This is a genomic window from Shewanella inventionis, assembly GCF_014641855.1.
GTDB classification, from domain to species: domain Bacteria; phylum Pseudomonadota; class Gammaproteobacteria; order Enterobacterales; family Shewanellaceae; genus Shewanella; species Shewanella inventionis.
In genome coordinates this window covers 37,806-56,084 of sequence record NZ_BMII01000013.1, presented here as the reverse complement: position 1 = coordinate 56,084, position 18,279 = coordinate 37,806, and the positions used below count along the sequence as shown (strand labels likewise).

The following is an 18,279-nucleotide window of genomic DNA, read 5'->3' as shown; positions in this document are numbered from 1 at the left end:
TAAACAAGTATTGTTTAATAAATAATAAATCGTGACTTATTTTTCTTTTTAAGGGGATTCATGGTGTGGGATCAAGTATGGATAGATGTAAACGTGGCCACCATGGACCCGAGTGTACATGGGGCTTACGGCGCCATACATCAAGCGGCTATCGCAGTTAAAGACGGTAAAATAGCCTGGATAGGTCCTCGCAGTGAATTGCCTGAATTCGATGTATTGGCAACACCCGTTTACAGAGGTAAAGGCGGCTGGATCACCCCTGGATTAATCGACTCACATACCCATTTAGTGTTTGCAGGTAATCGCGCCAATGAGTTTGAGCAACGGCTCCAAGGCGCGAGTTATCAAGATATTGCCCGTGCCGGTGGCGGTATTATTTCAACCGTTAATGCCTGCCGCAACGCCGATGAAGCAGAGTTATTTGAGTTGGGTCGCCAACGCTTAAATGCCCTAGCCAGAGAAGGCGTCACCACGGTTGAGATTAAATCAGGATACGGCTTAAACACAGAGACCGAACTGAAACTATTGCGAGTTGCCCGTGAGCTTGGCGAGCATCATCATATCGATGTTAGCACCACATTTCTGGGTGCCCATGCCATTCCGCCAGAATATCAGGACGATGTAGATGGCTATGTCGACCTTGTTATTAATGACATGCTGCCCGCAGTAATCGCAGAAGACTTAGCGGATGCCATTGATGTATTTTGTGAAAACATCGCCTTTAATCTTGAGCAAACCGAACGAGTATTAAGTGCAGCCAAGCAAGCCGGTTTGCAGATAAAACTGCACGCTGAGCAGTTATCTAATATGGGTGGCAGTGCACTGGCGGCAAAACTGGGGGCCAAATCTGTCGACCATATTGAGTTTTTAGACGAAGCAGGTGTTAAGGCCATAAGCAAAAGTGGCACCTGTGCCACCTTACTACCTGGGGCTTTTTACTTTTTACGCGAAACCCAATTACCGCCCATCGATTTACTGCGTCAATACAAGGTGCCGATGGTGATTGCCAGCGATTTTAACCCGGGATCTTCTCCTATTTGCTCCACTTTATTGATGCTCAACATGGCGTGCACGTTATTTAGGCTCACCCCTGAAGAAGCCCTGAAAGGCGTAACCATCAATGCTGCTAAAGCATTAGGAATTGAGTTAAATGTTGGCCATCTTAGCGTGGGCATGCAGGCCGACTTTTGTTTATGGGATATCCACACCCCTGCACAACTGGCTTATGCTTACGGGGTTAATCCTTGTCAAAATGTGGTCAAAAATGGCCAAGTTGTAGCCTTACCCCGTTAATCGCATTTCAAACCCTCGAGCCGTATGTTGTTGGCTTTTATACACAACATATGGCTCTTTCTACTTCTATGCCTGTAAGGCCAGCAAGATAAAATCAATAATTGCGTGATTTTAAGAGCTATTTCATTTAGGCTTAGCCAATTATGAGCGATCGTTCAAAATCTTTTTATTGCCAACCTAACCCATATACACAGAGGTATTATGACAATCCGCACACTATTATCAATTGCAAGCGCATTTTTGCTGCTTAACAGTAGCCCAGTATTCGCCAATGAAACAACAGGTTCAGCCACCGAACTCACAAAACCTAAAGTCATTATTTTTGATGTAAATGAAACCCTGTTAGATCTTGAAAATATGCGTAAATCTGTTGGTACTGCGCTTAATGGGCGTGATGATTTATTGCCATTATGGTTCTCAACCATGTTGCATCACTCTTTAGTGGTTTCAGCCACTGGCGAGTATCAGTCGTTTGGCAATATTGGTGTGGCGTCATTAGAAATGGTGGCTGAGATTAACGGCATTGCCATTACTCACGAGCAGGCCAAAACCGCGATTGTAACGCCTTTACGTTCATTACCCGCTCACCCAGATGTAGCAGAAGGCTTAGCGGCATTAAAAGCGCAAGGTTATAAGCTAGTCACCTTAACTAACTCATCACTAGAAGGCGTGCAACTACAGCTTAAAAATGCCAACTTAAGCCAATATTTTGATGCCAACTTAAGCATCGAATCTGTTGGTGTATTTAAGCCGCATTTAAGCACTTACCAATGGGCCATTAAAGATTTAGGCGTTAACGCTAACGAAGCCCTAATGGTTGCTGCCCACGGCTGGGATATTGCCGGTGCAGAAAAAGCAGGTTTACAAACTGCATTTATCCGTCGACAGGGTAAAGTGTTGTTTCCACTGGCTGCAAAACCAGACTATAACGTGTTAGATGTGAATGACCTTGCCAAAACTCTGGCTACATTTAAATAAGTACACCCAGCATAATAAGAGGTTTCGCCTAGCCCGACTAAGCGATAACCTCTTTAACCAAGCCCTTGCCATTAACCATTATTTAACATTAAATAGGATGGATTAATGAGTCGCATAAAGGGATAAAAATAATGAAAAAAGGGTATTTAACACTGTTGATTACATTGGGTGTTTGCAGTTTAAGTGCAAGCACTTTCGCGCAAACCACATTGGTGCATGATGTTAACGGCTACACCTTAGTTAACGGTAAATTACACACCTTTAATGCAATTCAGTTCACCAACGATAAAATCGACCGACTTTTCACCAAAGACCAGGCTTTACCCACAACCAAAGATATCATTACCATTGACGGTAAAGGCAAAACCTTACTGCCAGGGTTAATCGACGCCCATGGGCATGTACTCAGTTATGGCTTAAGTTTATTAACCGCCGATTTAACAGGTAGCAAAAGCGAGCAAGATGCGGTTGCACGTGCGCAAGCTTTCATTAAAAAAAATCCAACAAACAGCTGGTTAATGGGCCGAGGTTGGAACCAAGAGTTGTGGGACAGCAAACAATTCCCAACAAAAGAAACGCTAGATAACGTTTTTACTGCTAACCCAGTATCATTTGGACGAGTTGACGGCCACGCTATTTGGGTTAACAGCAAAGCATTGGCACTTGCCGGTATTTCAGCCAGCACCGTCTCGCCAGAAGGCGGTGAAATCGTTAAGGACGAGCATGGCAACCCAACCGGAGTGTTAATCGACAATGCAATGAACTTAGTGTTTAGCATCATTCCCGATCTTAATCAGAAGCAGCTCGAGTCTACGTTAACTCTGGCGATGGACAGCTTAGCCTCATACGGTTTAACCAGCGTTCACGATGCGGGTATCAGCATTAACAACATTAGCGCCTATCAACAATTAGCGGCTAACAATGCTATGAGTGTACGCGTTAATGGTATGCTGTCGGTTGAAGACCCTCGTTTTGATACCATATTGAAGCAAGGCCATATCAACACTGCTGATAACATGTTTAAAGTCGACAGTGTAAAAATATCTGCCGATGGGGCGCTAGGTAGTCGCGGCGCAGCGTTAATTAAAGAGTACTCTGACCAACCCGGCCACAAAGGCTTAATGCTCTATTCAGATGAGCAATTAGGCAAACTGATTTTACAGGCAATGAAAGCCGGATTTCAGGTTAATACCCACGCCATCGGCGACAACGCCAACCAGGTAGTACTCAATAAATACCAAACGGCAATTGCCGCAACCGACTCCAAAGCATTGCGCCACCGTATCGAACATGCACAAATTCTTGATTTAGCCGATGTTCCACGCTTTGCTCAACTTGGGGTTATTGCCTCAGTGCAGGCTACTCACGCCACCAGCGACAAAAACATGGCTGAAAACCGTTTAGGCAAAGCGCGACTTGCTGGCGCATATGCATGGCGCAAACTGTTAAATGCCAATGCTGTTGTTGCCAATGGCTCCGACTTCCCGATTGAATCCCCTAACCCATTCTTTGGCCTGCACGCATCGGTAACACGTCAAGATCATGCAAATCAACCACTCGACGGTTGGCTAGCAACTGAAAAGCTCTCCCGCATTGAGGCGCTTAAAAGCTTCACTATCGACGCAGCCTATGCCGGCCACCAAGAGCAGTTACTGGGTACACTAGAGTCAGGTAAAAAAGCAGATTTTATTTTGGTTGAGGACGATTACTTTGCAATAAACCCACAACAGATATGGCAAAACAAGGTTATTGCCACCTGGGTAAACGGCCGCCAGGTGTTTGTGAAAGGAGAAGAATAGAGCTTCTCAATCTATTTCTTTATGTGTCAAAGTGACACACAGATTGCTTTTTGAGCAATTTAACCACATAATGCTTATGTGACACTTTGGCACAACTAGAGAGAATATTATGGCAGCTACGTTACCTCGCATCACCGCTAGAGTTGATGCTGACACCCAAGATTTATTATCGAAAGCCGCGGCGCTTGCTGGCATGTCGAGCATTAATTCATTTATGTTAAATGCTGCAATCGAAAAGGCCAAACAAGTGATTGAACGTGAAGAAACGCTAAAGCTTAATCAAGCAGATGCCACTTTACTTATGGAAGCCCTAGACCGCCCAGCAACCGCAAACTCAAATCTACAAGCGGCTTCTGAACGTTATAAAAGCAAAAACCAGTAATGAATACGGTACTGTTAGATAAGGCAAAACACGATAGAAACCGCTTTAACTGTGGCAGTGACGCACTTAATAACTACTTGAAAGTTATGGCGAGTCAGCAAGCTAAAAAAGACAACACCAGAACCTTTGTTTTAGAAGATGATATCAATAACGCTCATATTATCGGTTTTTATACATTAACAATGACCCCGATAGACATAAAAGCCCTGCCACATAAACTACAAAAAAAATATCAATCTTCAACCTCAGGCGGCCTCATCGCCCGCTTAGCAGTAGATAAGCGTTACAAAGCCCAGGGGTTTGGTGAATGGTTACTTATTGATGCATTGCAAAAGTTGCTCACTGCGAGTGACAGCGTAGCATTCCCTGTGGTGATTGTTGACGCAAAAGATGGCGCAAAGCACTTCTATCAACGCTATGGTTTCCAGGCATTTCAAGATGCAGAACACAAACTGTTCATCAGCATCGCAGATGTAAGAGCGAGTTTGAACTAGTTTGAGTGGCTTGAGATAGCTTGAAAAACTTAGAGCCAAGAATGTATCACTTCACGGATTAGACATGGCATAAGCTCTTTATAACAAGATGATCCAAGCAGGTTACAAACCGTCAACGCTTGCTCAAGCGTTGTTAAGAAATTATCGCCTCAATTATTCAATTTCAATCAATTGGAATAATGTAGTATTAGCGGTTGGGCAATGTTTTTTTATAAAAGAAAGAGGAAACAGCCGCTGGTTTCCTCTTAGTCTGGTATGGGCAATGTGCCGCCATGATAATAATAACAAAACGACAAAAATTACATTTGGATCCAGGCTAAAGCACACTGTCGGGAAGACGAAAAACACTATCGACAACACGCTGCAAAGAAACCTACGTATTAGAAAACTGCAAATAAAGCTTATCTTTAAGCACTGCCCGCTCATGCTTAGCTTGATGCATAAACTCATCACTTGTCGGTGAGTTTCTCAATTCGAGCTTACGGATCTCTGTATCTAATTCATGGTAACGACGAGCATTTTCTGCAAACACAGTGTCATCAGCCGTTAACGTTAAAATGGTCAGCGTATACTCCGGAAAATCAACTAACAACGCATGGTTTTCACCTAACATATCTCACTCCTTTACAGTTAGCAGTATAAAGCAGTTCTAAGGGTAGCCTATATTTATCCTTATGGTTATATCTGGGGCTAAACTCATAAAAATACTCAACACACCCAATTATTCTCAACTCTATTTGATGATTATCACTGCTGAAATACCGCTAATTGTTGAGTGTATTTGCGCTGATAAAAAGGATGGTCAGTATTAGCTAAGGCTTGTTTTTCAGCTTCAATCGCTTTTGCAAGTTCATCTGTACTGGCATAAACCATAGCTAACGCATGATACGCGGTATGAGCCTTAGGATAGGCGTTTAACGTGTCTTGATACACGGCTATTGCTTGCGCTGGGCTAGCGCTAACCAAACTATCACCCAGCGCTAATAACGAATCAATCGCTGGTACTTCAAAACCATAAACCTCATTAGTCAGGCGTTTATAATGAGCCAAAATTGACTTTGTGCCTTGTTTGGATACCTCAGAAGTTACCGGCAACACTGTATGTATGTCATTAAATATCATCTCGATACCTAACGCGGTAGCGATTATGGGCTGTGTCATATAATAGCTGCCATCAAAGCGTTTAATTTGATAGTCCAGTTTGCTATTGGCATGGGTCTTAATTATCTCTTCGAGTATCGCAAAAGACTCGAGCTGCCTTTGCTCAAAATCACTGTCACTGGTTGTCATAAATAAAAAGCGTGGCGTGCCTTGCATATTGGTAAGCTTTTTAGGTGCATCTGTAAGTACGTATGCAAAATCTTCTGATAACACAGGGCTGGCTGCAATATAGGCATTAAATAAGTGAGGTCGGTTAATAAGACTGTGTAGCACTAATCCAGCGTTGCCAGTAAAACCATTAAAAATTCGAAATCCATTGGTGCGGTAACGTTTATCAATGGCTGGCAATAAATCTTGTTCAAAGAAATCCAATAACGTTTGATCGCCTTGCTTTTCTATTGCTGCGACCTTCAGCTTACCTAAGCCCTCATGGCCATTTGGCGCGGTAACAATGATGGTTTCTAACCACGGCCAACCACCGTTATGGCTCATCCAATCGTGCATGCCGCTTAAATAAAGGTGACTTCGAGGATGGAGATCCAATAACACCACATACCGTTTATCAACAGACTCGCTATAACCATTAGGTAGGCTCACGACAAAGTCGGCATTGGCATTAAATGTGCTTGAGTTAACACTGAGAATATCGGTTTTAGGTTGCACAAATGCTGCTATGCGCGGCGCATCTACTGCATAGGCATTTACCACAACCATAGTCAGTAGCAGCGAACAGACAAACAGGATTCCTTTACATAAATTCAACCCCTTAGCCGTAAAGTCGTTAAGTACAGTTACCATATTTTCATCCTTGTTTTGTATACTTTATGAACCTAACAGAGCTAGCAGTACAAGGCAATTTAGCATTAACTAAATCTAGCTCACATCTTGTACTAAAAGTCGCCAAGCCTAGGCGTTATATCATCAATAGCACTAGCCTTAGTGACCAATAAAGCATAGGATCATGGTAAGTTTATTTATTGTTTGGGAGTCACAAATCTTATGAGTATTAGAGCTATCATCGTTGATACCGCCGGTACCACTACCGATCTTAACTTTATTCAGGATGTGTTATTTCCATATTCACGCATTGCAATGGCCGAGTTTCTTGAGCAAAACCAGCACAATGTTTTGGTCGATTGCTGTATAAGCGATGTAAAAGATATCGCCCTTGAGCCAGATGCCCCTTTGGCACGAGTGACTGAAATTTTACAACAATGGATTGATGAAGACCGTAAAGTGACGCCACTAAAAACCTTGCAAGGATTAATTTGGAAGCAAGGCTATAACCGTGTTGATTTTACTGGCCATATTTACCCAGACTTTATTGAGTCGATTGAACGCATTACCCAAAAAGGCATCCGCATTTACAGCTTTTCTTCTGGCTCTGTTGAAGCGCAAAAACTGCTGTTTAGTCATTCAGACTCTGGAGATTTAACCAGTGCATTTAGTGGCCACTTTGACACTCGCACAGGTAACAAATTAGACAAGCAAGCCTACTGCAATATTTGCAATACGATTAGCTTAAAGCCAAAACAAATTTTGTTTGTGTCTGATGTAGCAGAAGAGCTCAAAGCGGCGGCTTCTGCCGGAATGACAACCTGCCAAATGTTGCGTTTTCCTGAGCAGGTTAAAGCCAAATGCCAAACGGTGACCAGCTTTAACGAATTACAATTCGACTAATCTGTTTTGGCAACACTTTCCTATAAAAACGACCTTGATGGTCGTTTTTTATTTTCGCCAATAGCCAAGAATAACCCACAAACACCGCCTAGCAAGAAGAAAACCATACACCAGGTGCGCTAAGTCATGTCAGTTTTGGCAAAATAAATTCCTTTCTGGTTTACAGGCTAAACACTATAACCCTTGTTGTACCAGCCTGCGGCTGGTAAATTAACGATGATTTCAAACAAGTGTTTAACTTTTATTATACAGGGTATCCCATGGAAGACTTTTTAGCTACACACTCTATTAGCACCAATATACAAGTTGCCTGGGGAGAAATGGATGCACTGCAACACGTTAATAATGCTGTATATTTTCGATATTTTGAAACCGCGCGTCTCGACTTTTTTAATCAAATAAACATGCTCGCCGACTTAAAAACCACGGGAATTGGGCCTGTGCTCAGTGAGACTAACGCCCGCTTTAAGCGCCCGCTAACATTCCCGGACTCAATCATTGTTGGCATTAAAATCAGCGACATCACACAAGACCGTTTTGTTATGCACTACACAGTGTTTAGCAAAGCACAGCAAGCGGTTACCACCATTGGCTTGGCGAAGGTGGTGATGTTTAATTTTAAAACCGGACAAAAGGCCAAACTCACGCCTGAATTACTTGCCGCCCTGTCAAAACATCAGTAAGTTTGAGCAATGAACATTTAAACCAAAACGCTTAGAGGGCACAAAATGAACAGCCAAGATACTGTCTCCGTAGCGCACCAGGCCGAACAACATCGTTTTGTAGTCAATATTAATGGTGCTCAAGCCCTGCTTGAATACCATTTAACGGGCAAAAATATAGATTTTCATCGCACCTTTGTGCCACCAGAGTTACGGGGTAAAGGCATTGCTGAAAAGTTAGTGCGTACTGGGCTAGCGTGGGCTAAAAGCGAAGGCTTAACTATTAATGCCAGCTGCAGTTATGTGGTTAAATTTTTATCTTAATGAGTTACCCGCCCACACGTTAAGCTGGCCCGGTTACCGCCGCTAATTGCTGGCGCACAAGGTCACTTAATGGTTCGCTTTTTTCAGTGTTATAATTGTAATGCACCATGGTAGTGGTGGCTTCGGCGGTTTTTTTACCGCTTTGCCAGCAGCTTTGTAAAATATCAAAACTGCTGTTACCCAAACGGCTAATATGGGTTTTTACTGTCACTTCCGTGCCGTAGTAAGTTGGTGCAGTAAAGGCAATGGTAAAGCCAGCAATAATCATGTTCCACTTGGTTAAATCTTGCCCTGGATTAACAATATCAAAAATCGGCTCACGCGCCGCTTCAAACCACACCGGAATAACGGTGTTATTAATGTGTCCTAGTGCATCGGTTTCACAAAAACGTGGTTTAAGAGTCATGCTAAATTGAGTGTCTGCCACAATAAATCCTTTATTATTATAATGTATGGGTATTCATCCATTCTAACGACACATCTCGCTACAGGTCATCAAAAAAATCTTTATCGCGAATGTATTTGTGCATGTAATGCGAAGCAAATGGCGACAATAGCCAACTGGCAAAACTCAACAAAAAGCGTTTAACAGGCGAGATATTGTCGTATATACGCTCGTTATGTAACCAAAGCATCCGCCCAACGTGATGAAACATTCCCGGCAGTGGCGGTAAAAATGTCACTACATCAACGCCACAACAAATTCGATAGGTACGCCTGTGCAGTAAATATTGGCGTTGAAAACTACCAAAACCCGGTGCGGGCTGACCAAATGTCACTACGCGTTTTATTGATTTAGTGTATTGGCGCTCTAACCTGTCGGCGGCCAATATCGCCATGGCACCGCCCGATGAATGCCCCGTTAACGTGACCCTTTTACCCAATAAAATCAGTGGGCTGACAATAGCATGTAGCCGCTGAAAAATGCTTTGATCAGCTTGATAATTGGGCGCGGTAGGATTACTCATCTGCTCTAATAAATAATCGTAACCATAATGCACGTGGTAACGACAATGACTAAATTGCTTTACTTTAGGCATACACAGTAAGTTAATTAACCATTCATTTACCGTTTGTGACCCCCTAAACACCACCAGCACCTCTGGGTGATCATCGCGCCACAACACCCGCGCGCAAATATGCCCCCAACGATTGGCTATTTCGGCATAATTATCAGTTGAGAACCCCAAACTTTGCGGATCAAAGTCGGTTTGATACGTTACCTTACAGAGCACTGCATAACGTTCATATTGGTAGCGCTTAAGCTTTTTCAAATCCTGTGGCCTGCCAGATAACACCGCATTGAGCATAAGACAAACAGATGACAATTCAGTGAAAAACAAAAAGAGCGCTCAAAGGCGCTCTATTGTTAACGTTTTTCGCAATGATTAGTTGCTATACATGGCATTAATTTCATGGTGATATTTGCTGTAAATCATTTTACGACGTAGCTTTAATGTCGGCGTAATGAGTCCAGACTCCATCGAAAATGCTTCATGCAATAAGGTGAATTTTTTAATTTTTTCAAAGCCTGCTAATTCATGTTGCAGCTCAATTAAGCGCTGCTCAAAATGCGCAACCACTTGTGAGTGGCGTAGTAATTCAATCGGGTTCTCAACATGGATACCTTGCGCGATTGCCCAAGCATTTAATGCTTCAAATGCCGGCACAATAAGGGCTGACACGTAATTACGCGCATCGGCAATAATAGCCACCTGCTCGATAAAAGGACAACAAGCCACTTTACCTTCAACGCGCTGCGGGGCAATGTATTTACCGTTAGAGGTTTTCATTAACTCTTTAATGCGGTCGGTAATGTATAAGTTGCCTTGCTCATCGATACGCCCTGCATCACCGGTTTTTAACCAGCCGTCTTCAAAGGCTTCGGCGGTGTCATCGGGGCGATTGTAATACCCGCGCATTACGGTGTCGCCACGCACTAAAATCTCATCGTCTTTACCCAGCTTGATTTGCATGGCCTCTAACGGTTTACCGTTTGAACCTGGCACACGATTGTCCAAAGTATTACAGGTAACCGTCGCGCACGTTTCTGTCATGCCATACCCACACAACACTGGCACACCAATACTGTGAAAAAAGCCGCCAACATTTACATCCAACGCTGCGCCGCCCACAGGCATAAACTTTAGCCGGCCGCCAAGCACTTGCTGCAACTTGGTAAAAACCAATTTATTAGCCAACTGCCACTGGGCACTTAACCATAAACTTGGCTTAGCACGGCCTTGATTGACTTCAAATTGGCGTTGGCCAACTTTCATCGCCCAAGCAAATAATGCTTGGCGTGTTTTAGGCGCTTTGCCGACTTTATCATGCACTGCACTGTAAATTTTTTCTAAAAAGCGCGGCACTGCACATAAAGTGTGCGGCTTAACCGTAACAAGCGCCTGTTTAATTTTATTGGTGTCGTTTAAATACACATTTCGACCGCCACGGCACAATACATACATGCTCCATCCACGCTCAAACACATGGCTTAACGGCAAAAAGGCTAATGACACATCGCCGGCGGTAAAAGGCAGTTTTTGATCATGTTGGCTAATCATTGAGGCAAAATTGCGGTAATCGATCATCACCCCTTTTGGGTTGCCTGTGGTTCCTGAGGTGTAAATCAGCGTGAGCAAGTCATCCAGATCCGTATTGGCTAATCGGCTGGTTAATTCTTGGGTTACGCTTGGATTAAATTGTGCTGTTAATAGCGAGTCAAAATGCAGGTGATTGTCGGCTCGTAAGGTCACCTTAGCATCAAATACCACAATGTGTTGCACGCAGTCAGCTTGCGCAGCAATGTTACAAGCCATGTCATATTGCTGCTGATCGCCAGCAAAAATTAATTTAGCTTGAGCATCGTTAACAATAAACACCGCTTGTTCAAGTGTGCTGGTTGGGTAAACAGGTACCACGACATTACGCGCTTTAAGTGCACCAATATCGGCACACGTCCACTGCGGGCAGTTTTGCGACAATATCACGATTTTGTCTTGCACTTGTAAGCCAAAGTCAATCAATAATTGCGCCACCGAGTCGGTCAATGCATTGAATTGATCCCAAGTCACTGAGTGCCATGGCGCAAGCATTTCAAAGCCTTCTAGGGCAATACTGCTACCTAAAGACTGACTTTGCTGTTGCAGAAGTTTTACAACGTGATATTGATTTAGTGACATTTAATCGTGACCTTTTAAGCTTACAGGTGTTCCGCTTTTTGCATTCTACCTTAAGCTTAAAAAAATCATAAGAGCTTTTGCTCTATTTGTGCGATTAACATCACTTTTACAAACTAAACTTATTGAACACAAGTATCAGCAAACCGATATTTAAGCCACAGTAACGCCATACTTCCAAAGCTGTCGTTTACCCCAAATTAATGTCAATACACCCACTAAAGTAAGTGGAATATCCAACAATAGCCACGGGGTAACACTGTCGCCGTCTCTTAGCGCAGCAAAACTCATCGATACGATTATCGAGTGTGCAAACACCACTAACATTGCCGCTGTTGCTTGTTGGCTATTACGGCATGCGGAACCTGTTCCGAGCATAATCGCACAACCCCAAAAGGTGCTTAAACTTAAGTGAACTAAAAACATCAGGCTGAGTTGTGGCTCAAACAAAGATTTCAGCCCCCCAAAACAGGTAACTAGCAGTACCATTGCCACAATAAAACGATATTGACTGTGGAAAAAGGCCTCTTTCATCCCACTTAACCCGCTGTAACAAGGCAATAAAAATAAGGTTTCGGTGGCACGCCAGCGCTGAATACGGCTCCAATGAATAATCGCGCAGCTGATCACTGAAAATTGAGCAATTAAAAACACGGTAGGCAAATCGAAATCAAGCAACCACGAAAAGAGCATTAAGCCTATAGCGATAACAGGTAGAGCTAGCATCATCATGGTTAACACAGGGCCAATAAAGAAATTCATTGGATGAAACAGGCGCTCAAATTTACCCACCCACGCGACGCCTTTAATGCTTGGTAACCACATCCAGCCCATTTGTACGGCATTGAGGTACACCACCCGCGCATTGCTATTCCAGTGCAGTTGCCGACACAAGCTAATCACACGGAAAAACAGCATGGCAACAATCATTAAACTGGCCCATAGCGACAAACGAGAAGAGAGTTCATCTAAAAATGGCACCGCAATAAACAGCGCAAACGATAAATGAAAATAATGACTGCGCCACAAACAAAGCCACACAAATCCAAGCCCAACCGCAACGGCTAACCACAATTGAGCTATTACTTCATATGCCGAAAAAATCACACAAGCCGACACCTGAAACCCAATAACCGCCAGCGCTATAGTCAACGCCTGTTGCAATACATTTGCTTGATAACCTGGGATTAATTGGCTGGTCTCGGTCGCTACTAAACGATTTAACTGCCAGGCAATACTGGCTGCCGCTGAAACACTGGCCATTGAAAAAACCAGGCTAACCACCTCAGTTTTACCGCTAATTAACAGCGCAAGCCCAAGCACTAGCCCAAGCAGGCTCGTGCCTAAAAAACTAACGCTACCTAAGTCATATAACCACATACGCAACATCCCCTGATAGGGTTTACGCCATGTGGCTTGTTTTCCTTGAGTTGGCAGCGCACTCATCGGTGCAGCTCCATAAATAACTGTTCTAAATTTAACGATTTTTCACTTTGCACACCTGCTATCACCTCCGAGTTACCCTGGGTGTCCACCAGCACGGTTTGGCCGGTTTGGCTTAATATTCTGTAGCTTGCAGGTAGTTTGGTGTCGTCGTTAAGAGTGAGTAATTTTACCTCTTCACGCAGGGCATCAATTTCTTTAAACAGCACTAAGTCGCCTTTTTTGATGAGTGCTACATGGCTGGCTACACGCTCTAAATCTGAAGTAATGTGCGATGAAAACAATACCGCCGAACCAGAGTCGAGCGCGAGATCGAACAGGTCTCCCATAAATTGGCGGCGGGCAATAGGGTCGAGGCTAGCAACGGGTTCGTCGAGCAACAATAGCGTTGGTCGATACGCCATCGCCATGATCAAGGCTAACGATTGGCGCTGACCCACAGACAATTTTTGTACGGCTTGAGTCACATCTAAATCAAAGCGTTTTAGCCACTCTTGTTCTAAGGCGATGTCCCAATTGGGGTAAAAGCTGCGATGTAATTCTAATGCTTTATCTATGGTAAAACCTTCGTATCCAAAAGGCTGTTGTGGCACATAGCCAATGCACTGTTTTGCTTCAACAGAAAGGTTTTCTGGCGATTCGCCCAGAGTATTGATGTGACCACTATCGATACCCACAATGCCAAGCGCACAACGCATTAGAGTCGATTTACCCGCACCATTTTGGCCTAATAATCCCACCACCATGCCAGGGTAAAGTGTCATCGACAAATCACTCAATACTTTATGCCCAGCGGCAGCGTGATCTGTCGTGCTATAGATTTTATTAACTGAATTAAACTGTAAAACGGGTTGTTCTTCGGCTTCCATGTTCGATATTCCTACCAAAATTTAGCTTAAATGACGGCTATTCTTGATCCCAAGATTGCTTTAGCAGCTGTTGTAACTCGTCGTAATCAACACCTAATTGTTGTGCCTGTTCAACTAATGCTCTGAGCTGCGGCGCTAATAAACTGCTACCAGACGCTGTGTTTGCAGACGTTCTGGCGGCAACACATGACGGTTGACCACGACGCCGCTCAACCCAGCCTTGATCAACAAGTTGCTGCATTGCACGCGACACCGTCATGGGGTTGACCGCCAAATGCTCGGCCAATTGGCGCACTGAAGGCAGGACATCTTCAGGCTGCAATTGGCCACCAACAATTAAACGCACAATTTGATCGTGCAATTGTCGATAAATGGGTTCACCACTACTGGGGTTGACATTTAGTAATTCTAACATTAGCCTTTAGCAACTGTATTAATACATTGATACACTCATACACTAAGTGTTAAGGTATCATAATCGTCATGAAATGCAAAAAGGAAACGTTCCGATGACAAACAGGAAGTGTGCCAATACCACCTCAATCGCACAATCAGGCGTATTAGGTTTATGCCAGTCGGCAACTCGAGTGAGTCGCTGGGTAGCGGTTGCTGCCGCGATATTAGTGGCTAATTACAGCAGTGCAGCACCCACAAACACGCCAGTGGCTGCGTCCGCTAAAACATCAACGTGTTATTTAGACGGCATGGACGAACAGCTTCAGTGCGGCAAAATCACTGTACCTGAAAACCCCAAGCTAGCTGACGGTAAGCAAATCGATATTCACTTTGCAATATTGCCTGCAATTAAAAATACCCATCCAGATGAAGCTTTACTCGCCATATCTGGTGGTCCTGGCCAATCGGCAATTGAAAATGCCGCTGGATTTAACCGCATGCTGACTAAGGTGCGCCAAAACCGCGATATTTTACTGATTGATCAGCGCGGCACAGGCCAATCTAACCTATTGTCTTGTGACGATGAAAACATGTCATTTCTCAGCATTAATGATAGCGAACTCGACACAGTAGCGATGACCGAAGCCTGTCTCGCCTCAATTGAGGCCGATGTTACTCAATATGGTAGCAATAACGCGGTAAAAGACTTTGAGGCTGTACGCCAATTTTTAGGTTACAACAAACTGCATTTATATGGCATTTCATATGGGTCACGTATGGCACAGCTATACATGCGCCATTACCCTGAAGCACTAGCCACAGTCACCTTAGACGGAGTTGTGCCAATGCAACAAAGTTTAATCGCTATTGGTAGCTCCATTGAGCGCGGGCTCAATGTTTTGTGGCGTGACTGTCAAAGTAACCTAGAGTGTCAGCAACAGTTTCCTGATTTAGTCGACAAGTACAATAAAGTCGATCAACAACTTGCTAACGCCCCAATTAGCCAACAAGTGCGTGACCCACAAACTGATGAGTTAACGGAGTTTTTACTGACTCGCAGTAAATTTACTGGAGCAATTCGAATGGCAATGTACATGCCAAATATTCGAGCGCTTATCCCACATGCCATTCATCAAGCCGCAAATGGTAATTATCAGCCAATACTCGGTATTTACGCATTAACCGCCGACAGCACAGGCATCGCGCTAGGTATGCATTCAACAGTTGTCTGCGGTGAAGATATTCACCGCATCACTGAGCAAATGCGTAAAGACGCTAAAGAATCTTATATTGCAGGCAGCATGTTAGATGGCCTAGTTAAAACCTGCGAAGCCTGGCCAATACCAGCAGAAGATGACAGCTTTGGCCAGCCAATCGACAGTGATATCCCAACGCTATTACTCTCAGGAGAACTGGACCCAGCCACTCCCCCAAACTGGGGCGCAATGGCACAAGAAAAGCTCACAAAATCAAAGCATCTTATTGCCCCTTATGCCACTCACGGCGTGGCCTATCAAAGCTGCGGCAATGATTTAATCGCACAATTAGTTGATCAAGGCTCATTGAAGGACATAAACGGCGAGTGCCTACAAAAAGACGTACGCCGCAGCTTTTACCTTAATGCCAACACTGTAGAAACATTACCGATTGTTAAAAACGACACCGAAATCAAAACCGACACAACAGCGCCAGCAAAAACAGCTGAAGATAAGGAATAGTCATGATTACTGTTACAAACTTAACCAAAAAAATTGGCGATGTGCAGGCGTTAGACAATTTAAGTTTTAGTGCTGAAAATGGCCAAATCACCGGATTACTTGGCCCAAATGGCGCCGGTAAAACTACCTGTTTACGCACTCTGTTTGGCTTACTAACGCCAGACTCAGGCACGGCAACGGTCGATGACATTGACGTCGCGATTGACCCAATAGGCGCTAAAAAACAATTAGGGTTATTCCCAGATCCATTTGGGTTGTACGAACGCCTTACACCGCGCGAGTACATTAGTTTTTTTGCAGAGCTCAGCGGCATGTCACGCAAACAAGCTAAAGAGGCAACCGCCAAGGTCATCGCGCAATTAAAGCTTGAAGACATCAGCGACCGTCGCTGCAAAGGCTTCTCGCAAGGCCAACGGATGAAAACCGCATTGGCGCAAGCCATAGTACATCAGCCAAGTAACATCATTTTAGATGAACCCACTCGAGGGCTTGATGTGATGAGCACTCGTTTACTGCGCGACATTTTATTGCAACTAAAAGCACAGGGGCATTGCGTGTTGTTTTCAAGCCACGTCATGCAAGAAGTTGCCGCCTTATGTGACCGCGTAATTGTAATGGCAAACGGCAAGGTGGTCGCTATTGGTAGCCCTGACGAACTGTGTCAGCAAACGGGCAAAGACTCACTAGAAGATGCATTTATCGAACTTATCGGTACAGACGAAGGGATTGCAGCATAATGAAAATGATACTCACAATGGTGCGCAAAGAGCTTATCGATGCGGCACGCGACAAACGCTCAGTAATGGCAGGCCTTTATTATGCCATCGGTACGCCACTAATTATGTGTGGCCTATTTATGGTGTTAATTGGTCAATTATCTAGCCCAGAAGACTTAAACATCAACATTAAAAACGCCAATAACGCCCCCGATCTCGTGCGTTATTTAAGCAATAACGGCATTAACCATGCTGACGATGAGCAAGCAAATAAAATCACCTTAACCATCAGTGACGATTACGCCACCAATATGGCAAAGGCCAAGCAGGCAGAAGTGCTATTAGTTGCAGATAATTCAGACGAAAAACTGCAAAAATCGATTCAGCGACTCGAGCGCCAACTTCAAGCTTACGGTGCTGAAATGGGCAGTATTCGTCTTATTGCACGAGGCATTAATCCAAGCATTACTCAGCCAATCAAAATCAACGTACAAGACCAGGCCACAGCTGACTCAAAAGGCGGAATGATTTTAGGTTTGGCCATTTTCACCATGATGTATTCGGTGTTTATTTCAGGCATGAACCTGGCAATCGACACCAGCGCTGGAGAGCGTGAACGTAATTCGCTGGCGTTACTACTGAGTCACCCAATGAGCACCCGCCAATTAGTGTTAGGCAAAATTATCGCGGTGACCTGCTTTGCGCTGCTAGGGTTAGTCTTAATCTTGCTGGTATCTAAGGTGGCGTATCCGTTTGTACCTTGGCAACAAATCGGTTTTACCGTCAACATCAGCCAAGATTTTATGGGGTTAATGTTGTTAATCGGTATTCCGGTGGCGTTAATGGCAGCAACATTGCAATTGTATGTGTCGTTTATGGCCAAAACCTTTAAAGAGGCGCAGTCATACTTAACCATGGTGCTATTTGTACCGCTGGCACTGTCAATGGCCGCCAGTTACAACATTGCGCCAGATGTATTGCAATGGTTACCGGTATCGGGTCAGCAGCAAGCATTAATGGACTTTATTAAAGGCCGTGAAATTCCAATGATGCAGTTAATCGTATCATCGGTAGCCACGTTAATCATTGCCATAGCATTGGCAGTAGGATTAGAGAAATCATTAAAAAGTGAAAAAGTGGTCTTTGGTTTATAAGTGTTGTAACAACAGCTGATACAACCAGCTA

19 protein-coding genes are annotated in these 18,279 nt (G+C 44.1%); 11 read left to right on the top strand and 8 right to left on the bottom strand.

Annotated elements, in window-relative coordinates; translation table 11 throughout:
* Positions 1-60: 60 nt before the first annotated feature.
* From hutI to IEW93_RS09030, 5 genes are all read left to right on the top strand, one after another.
* On the top strand, positions 61-1,293 hold the full coding sequence (gene hutI, locus IEW93_RS09050) for an imidazolonepropionase (protein ID WP_188739008.1): 1,233 nt from the start codon (positions 61-63) through the stop codon (positions 1,291-1,293).
* 201 nt (positions 1,294-1,494) lie between these two features.
* Positions 1,495-2,271: a haloacid dehalogenase type II gene (locus IEW93_RS09045; protein ID WP_188739007.1), complete on the top strand. Its 777-nt coding sequence runs from the start codon at positions 1,495-1,497 to the stop codon at positions 2,269-2,271.
* A 131-nt stretch (positions 2,272-2,402) separates the two neighbouring features.
* A complete protein-coding gene (locus tag IEW93_RS09040; protein WP_188739006.1) occupies positions 2,403-4,070 on the top strand; it encodes an amidohydrolase in 1,668 nt (555 codons plus the stop codon).
* A 109-nt stretch (positions 4,071-4,179) separates the two neighbouring features.
* Positions 4,180-4,452: a type II toxin-antitoxin system TacA family antitoxin gene (locus IEW93_RS09035; RefSeq protein WP_188739005.1), complete on the top strand. Its 273-nt coding sequence runs from the start codon at positions 4,180-4,182 to the stop codon at positions 4,450-4,452.
* Positions 4,452-4,946 carry a GNAT family N-acetyltransferase gene (locus tag IEW93_RS09030; RefSeq protein WP_188739004.1) on the top strand — a complete coding sequence of 165 codons (495 nt, stop codon included), beginning with the start codon at positions 4,452-4,454 and terminating at the stop codon, positions 4,944-4,946. The genes IEW93_RS09035 and IEW93_RS09030 overlap by 1 nt, the downstream gene beginning before the upstream one ends.
* A 373-nt stretch (positions 4,947-5,319) precedes the next feature.
* Here the strand turns inward: IEW93_RS09030 and IEW93_RS09025 are convergent, their stop codons facing one another.
* Together IEW93_RS09025 and IEW93_RS09020 are read right to left on the bottom strand one after the other, a co-directional pair.
* On the bottom strand, positions 5,320-5,559 hold the full coding sequence (locus IEW93_RS09025; protein ID WP_188739003.1) for an HP1242/YdcH family protein: 240 nt from the start codon (positions 5,557-5,559) through the stop codon (positions 5,320-5,322).
* Positions 5,560-5,693: 134 nt separating this feature from the next.
* Positions 5,694-6,905 carry an alpha/beta hydrolase-fold protein gene (locus IEW93_RS09020; protein ID WP_223419005.1) on the bottom strand — a complete coding sequence of 404 codons (1,212 nt, stop codon included), beginning with the start codon at positions 6,903-6,905 and terminating at the stop codon, positions 5,694-5,696.
* A gap of 201 nt (positions 6,906-7,106) precedes the next feature.
* On the opposite strand from IEW93_RS09020, the gene mtnC reads away from it, so the two are divergent.
* The 3 genes from mtnC (at position 7,107) to IEW93_RS09005 (ending at position 8,773) form a co-directional block, all read left to right on the top strand.
* Positions 7,107-7,787, top strand: a complete 681-nt coding sequence (gene mtnC / locus IEW93_RS09015) for an acireductone synthase (protein ID WP_188739002.1) — start codon at positions 7,107-7,109, stop codon at positions 7,785-7,787.
* 260 nt (positions 7,788-8,047) lie between these two features.
* On the top strand, positions 8,048-8,470 hold the full coding sequence (locus tag IEW93_RS09010) for an acyl-CoA thioesterase (RefSeq protein ID WP_188739001.1): 423 nt from the start codon (positions 8,048-8,050) through the stop codon (positions 8,468-8,470).
* Between the two features lie 45 nt (positions 8,471-8,515).
* Positions 8,516-8,773 (top strand): GNAT family N-acetyltransferase, encoded by a 258-nt coding sequence (locus IEW93_RS09005; RefSeq protein ID WP_188739000.1) that lies wholly within the window; start codon positions 8,516-8,518, stop codon positions 8,771-8,773.
* A gap of 19 nt (positions 8,774-8,792) precedes the next feature.
* Here IEW93_RS09005 and IEW93_RS09000 read toward each other — a convergent pair whose 3' ends face one another.
* The 6 genes from IEW93_RS09000 to IEW93_RS08975 form a co-directional block, all read right to left on the bottom strand.
* Positions 8,793-9,200: an acyl-CoA thioesterase gene (locus IEW93_RS09000; RefSeq protein ID WP_188738999.1), complete on the bottom strand. Its 408-nt coding sequence runs from the start codon at positions 9,198-9,200 to the stop codon at positions 8,793-8,795.
* A 58-nt stretch (positions 9,201-9,258) separates the two neighbouring features.
* Entirely contained in the window at positions 9,259-10,047 is a 789-nt protein-coding gene (locus IEW93_RS08995) for a lipase family protein (protein WP_188738998.1), read from the bottom strand.
* A gap of 114 nt (positions 10,048-10,161) precedes the next feature.
* Positions 10,162-11,955, bottom strand: coding sequence for an AMP-dependent synthetase/ligase (locus IEW93_RS08990; protein ID WP_188738997.1), 1,794 nt, complete (start codon positions 11,953-11,955; stop codon positions 10,162-10,164).
* A gap of 150 nt (positions 11,956-12,105) precedes the next feature.
* Complete coding sequence (locus tag IEW93_RS08985; protein WP_188738996.1) at positions 12,106-13,398, bottom strand: ABC transporter permease; 1,293 nt, start codon at positions 13,396-13,398, stop codon at positions 12,106-12,108.
* Positions 13,395-14,264, bottom strand: coding sequence for an ABC transporter ATP-binding protein (locus IEW93_RS08980; RefSeq protein WP_188738995.1), 870 nt, complete (start codon positions 14,262-14,264; stop codon positions 13,395-13,397). The genes IEW93_RS08985 and IEW93_RS08980 overlap by 4 nt, the downstream gene beginning before the upstream one ends.
* A gap of 37 nt (positions 14,265-14,301) precedes the next feature.
* Positions 14,302-14,679: a GntR family transcriptional regulator gene (locus tag IEW93_RS08975; protein ID WP_188738994.1), complete on the bottom strand. Its 378-nt coding sequence runs from the start codon at positions 14,677-14,679 to the stop codon at positions 14,302-14,304.
* Between the two features lie 94 nt (positions 14,680-14,773).
* On the opposite strand from IEW93_RS08975, the gene IEW93_RS08970 reads away from it, so the two are divergent.
* Genes IEW93_RS08970 through IEW93_RS08960 form a run of 3 tightly spaced genes read left to right on the top strand, consistent with a single transcriptional unit; the run spans position 14,774 to position 18,248 of the window.
* Positions 14,774-16,378 (top strand): alpha/beta hydrolase, encoded by a 1,605-nt coding sequence (locus tag IEW93_RS08970; protein ID WP_188738993.1) that lies wholly within the window; start codon positions 14,774-14,776, stop codon positions 16,376-16,378.
* A gap of 2 nt (positions 16,379-16,380) precedes the next feature.
* Positions 16,381-17,115, top strand: coding sequence for an ABC transporter ATP-binding protein (locus tag IEW93_RS08965; protein WP_188738992.1), 735 nt, complete (start codon positions 16,381-16,383; stop codon positions 17,113-17,115).
* Positions 17,115-18,248, top strand: coding sequence for an ABC transporter permease (locus tag IEW93_RS08960; RefSeq protein ID WP_188738991.1), 1,134 nt, complete (start codon positions 17,115-17,117; stop codon positions 18,246-18,248). Before IEW93_RS08965 ends, IEW93_RS08960 begins: the two co-directional genes overlap by 1 nt.
* Positions 18,249-18,279: the final 31 nt, after the last annotated feature.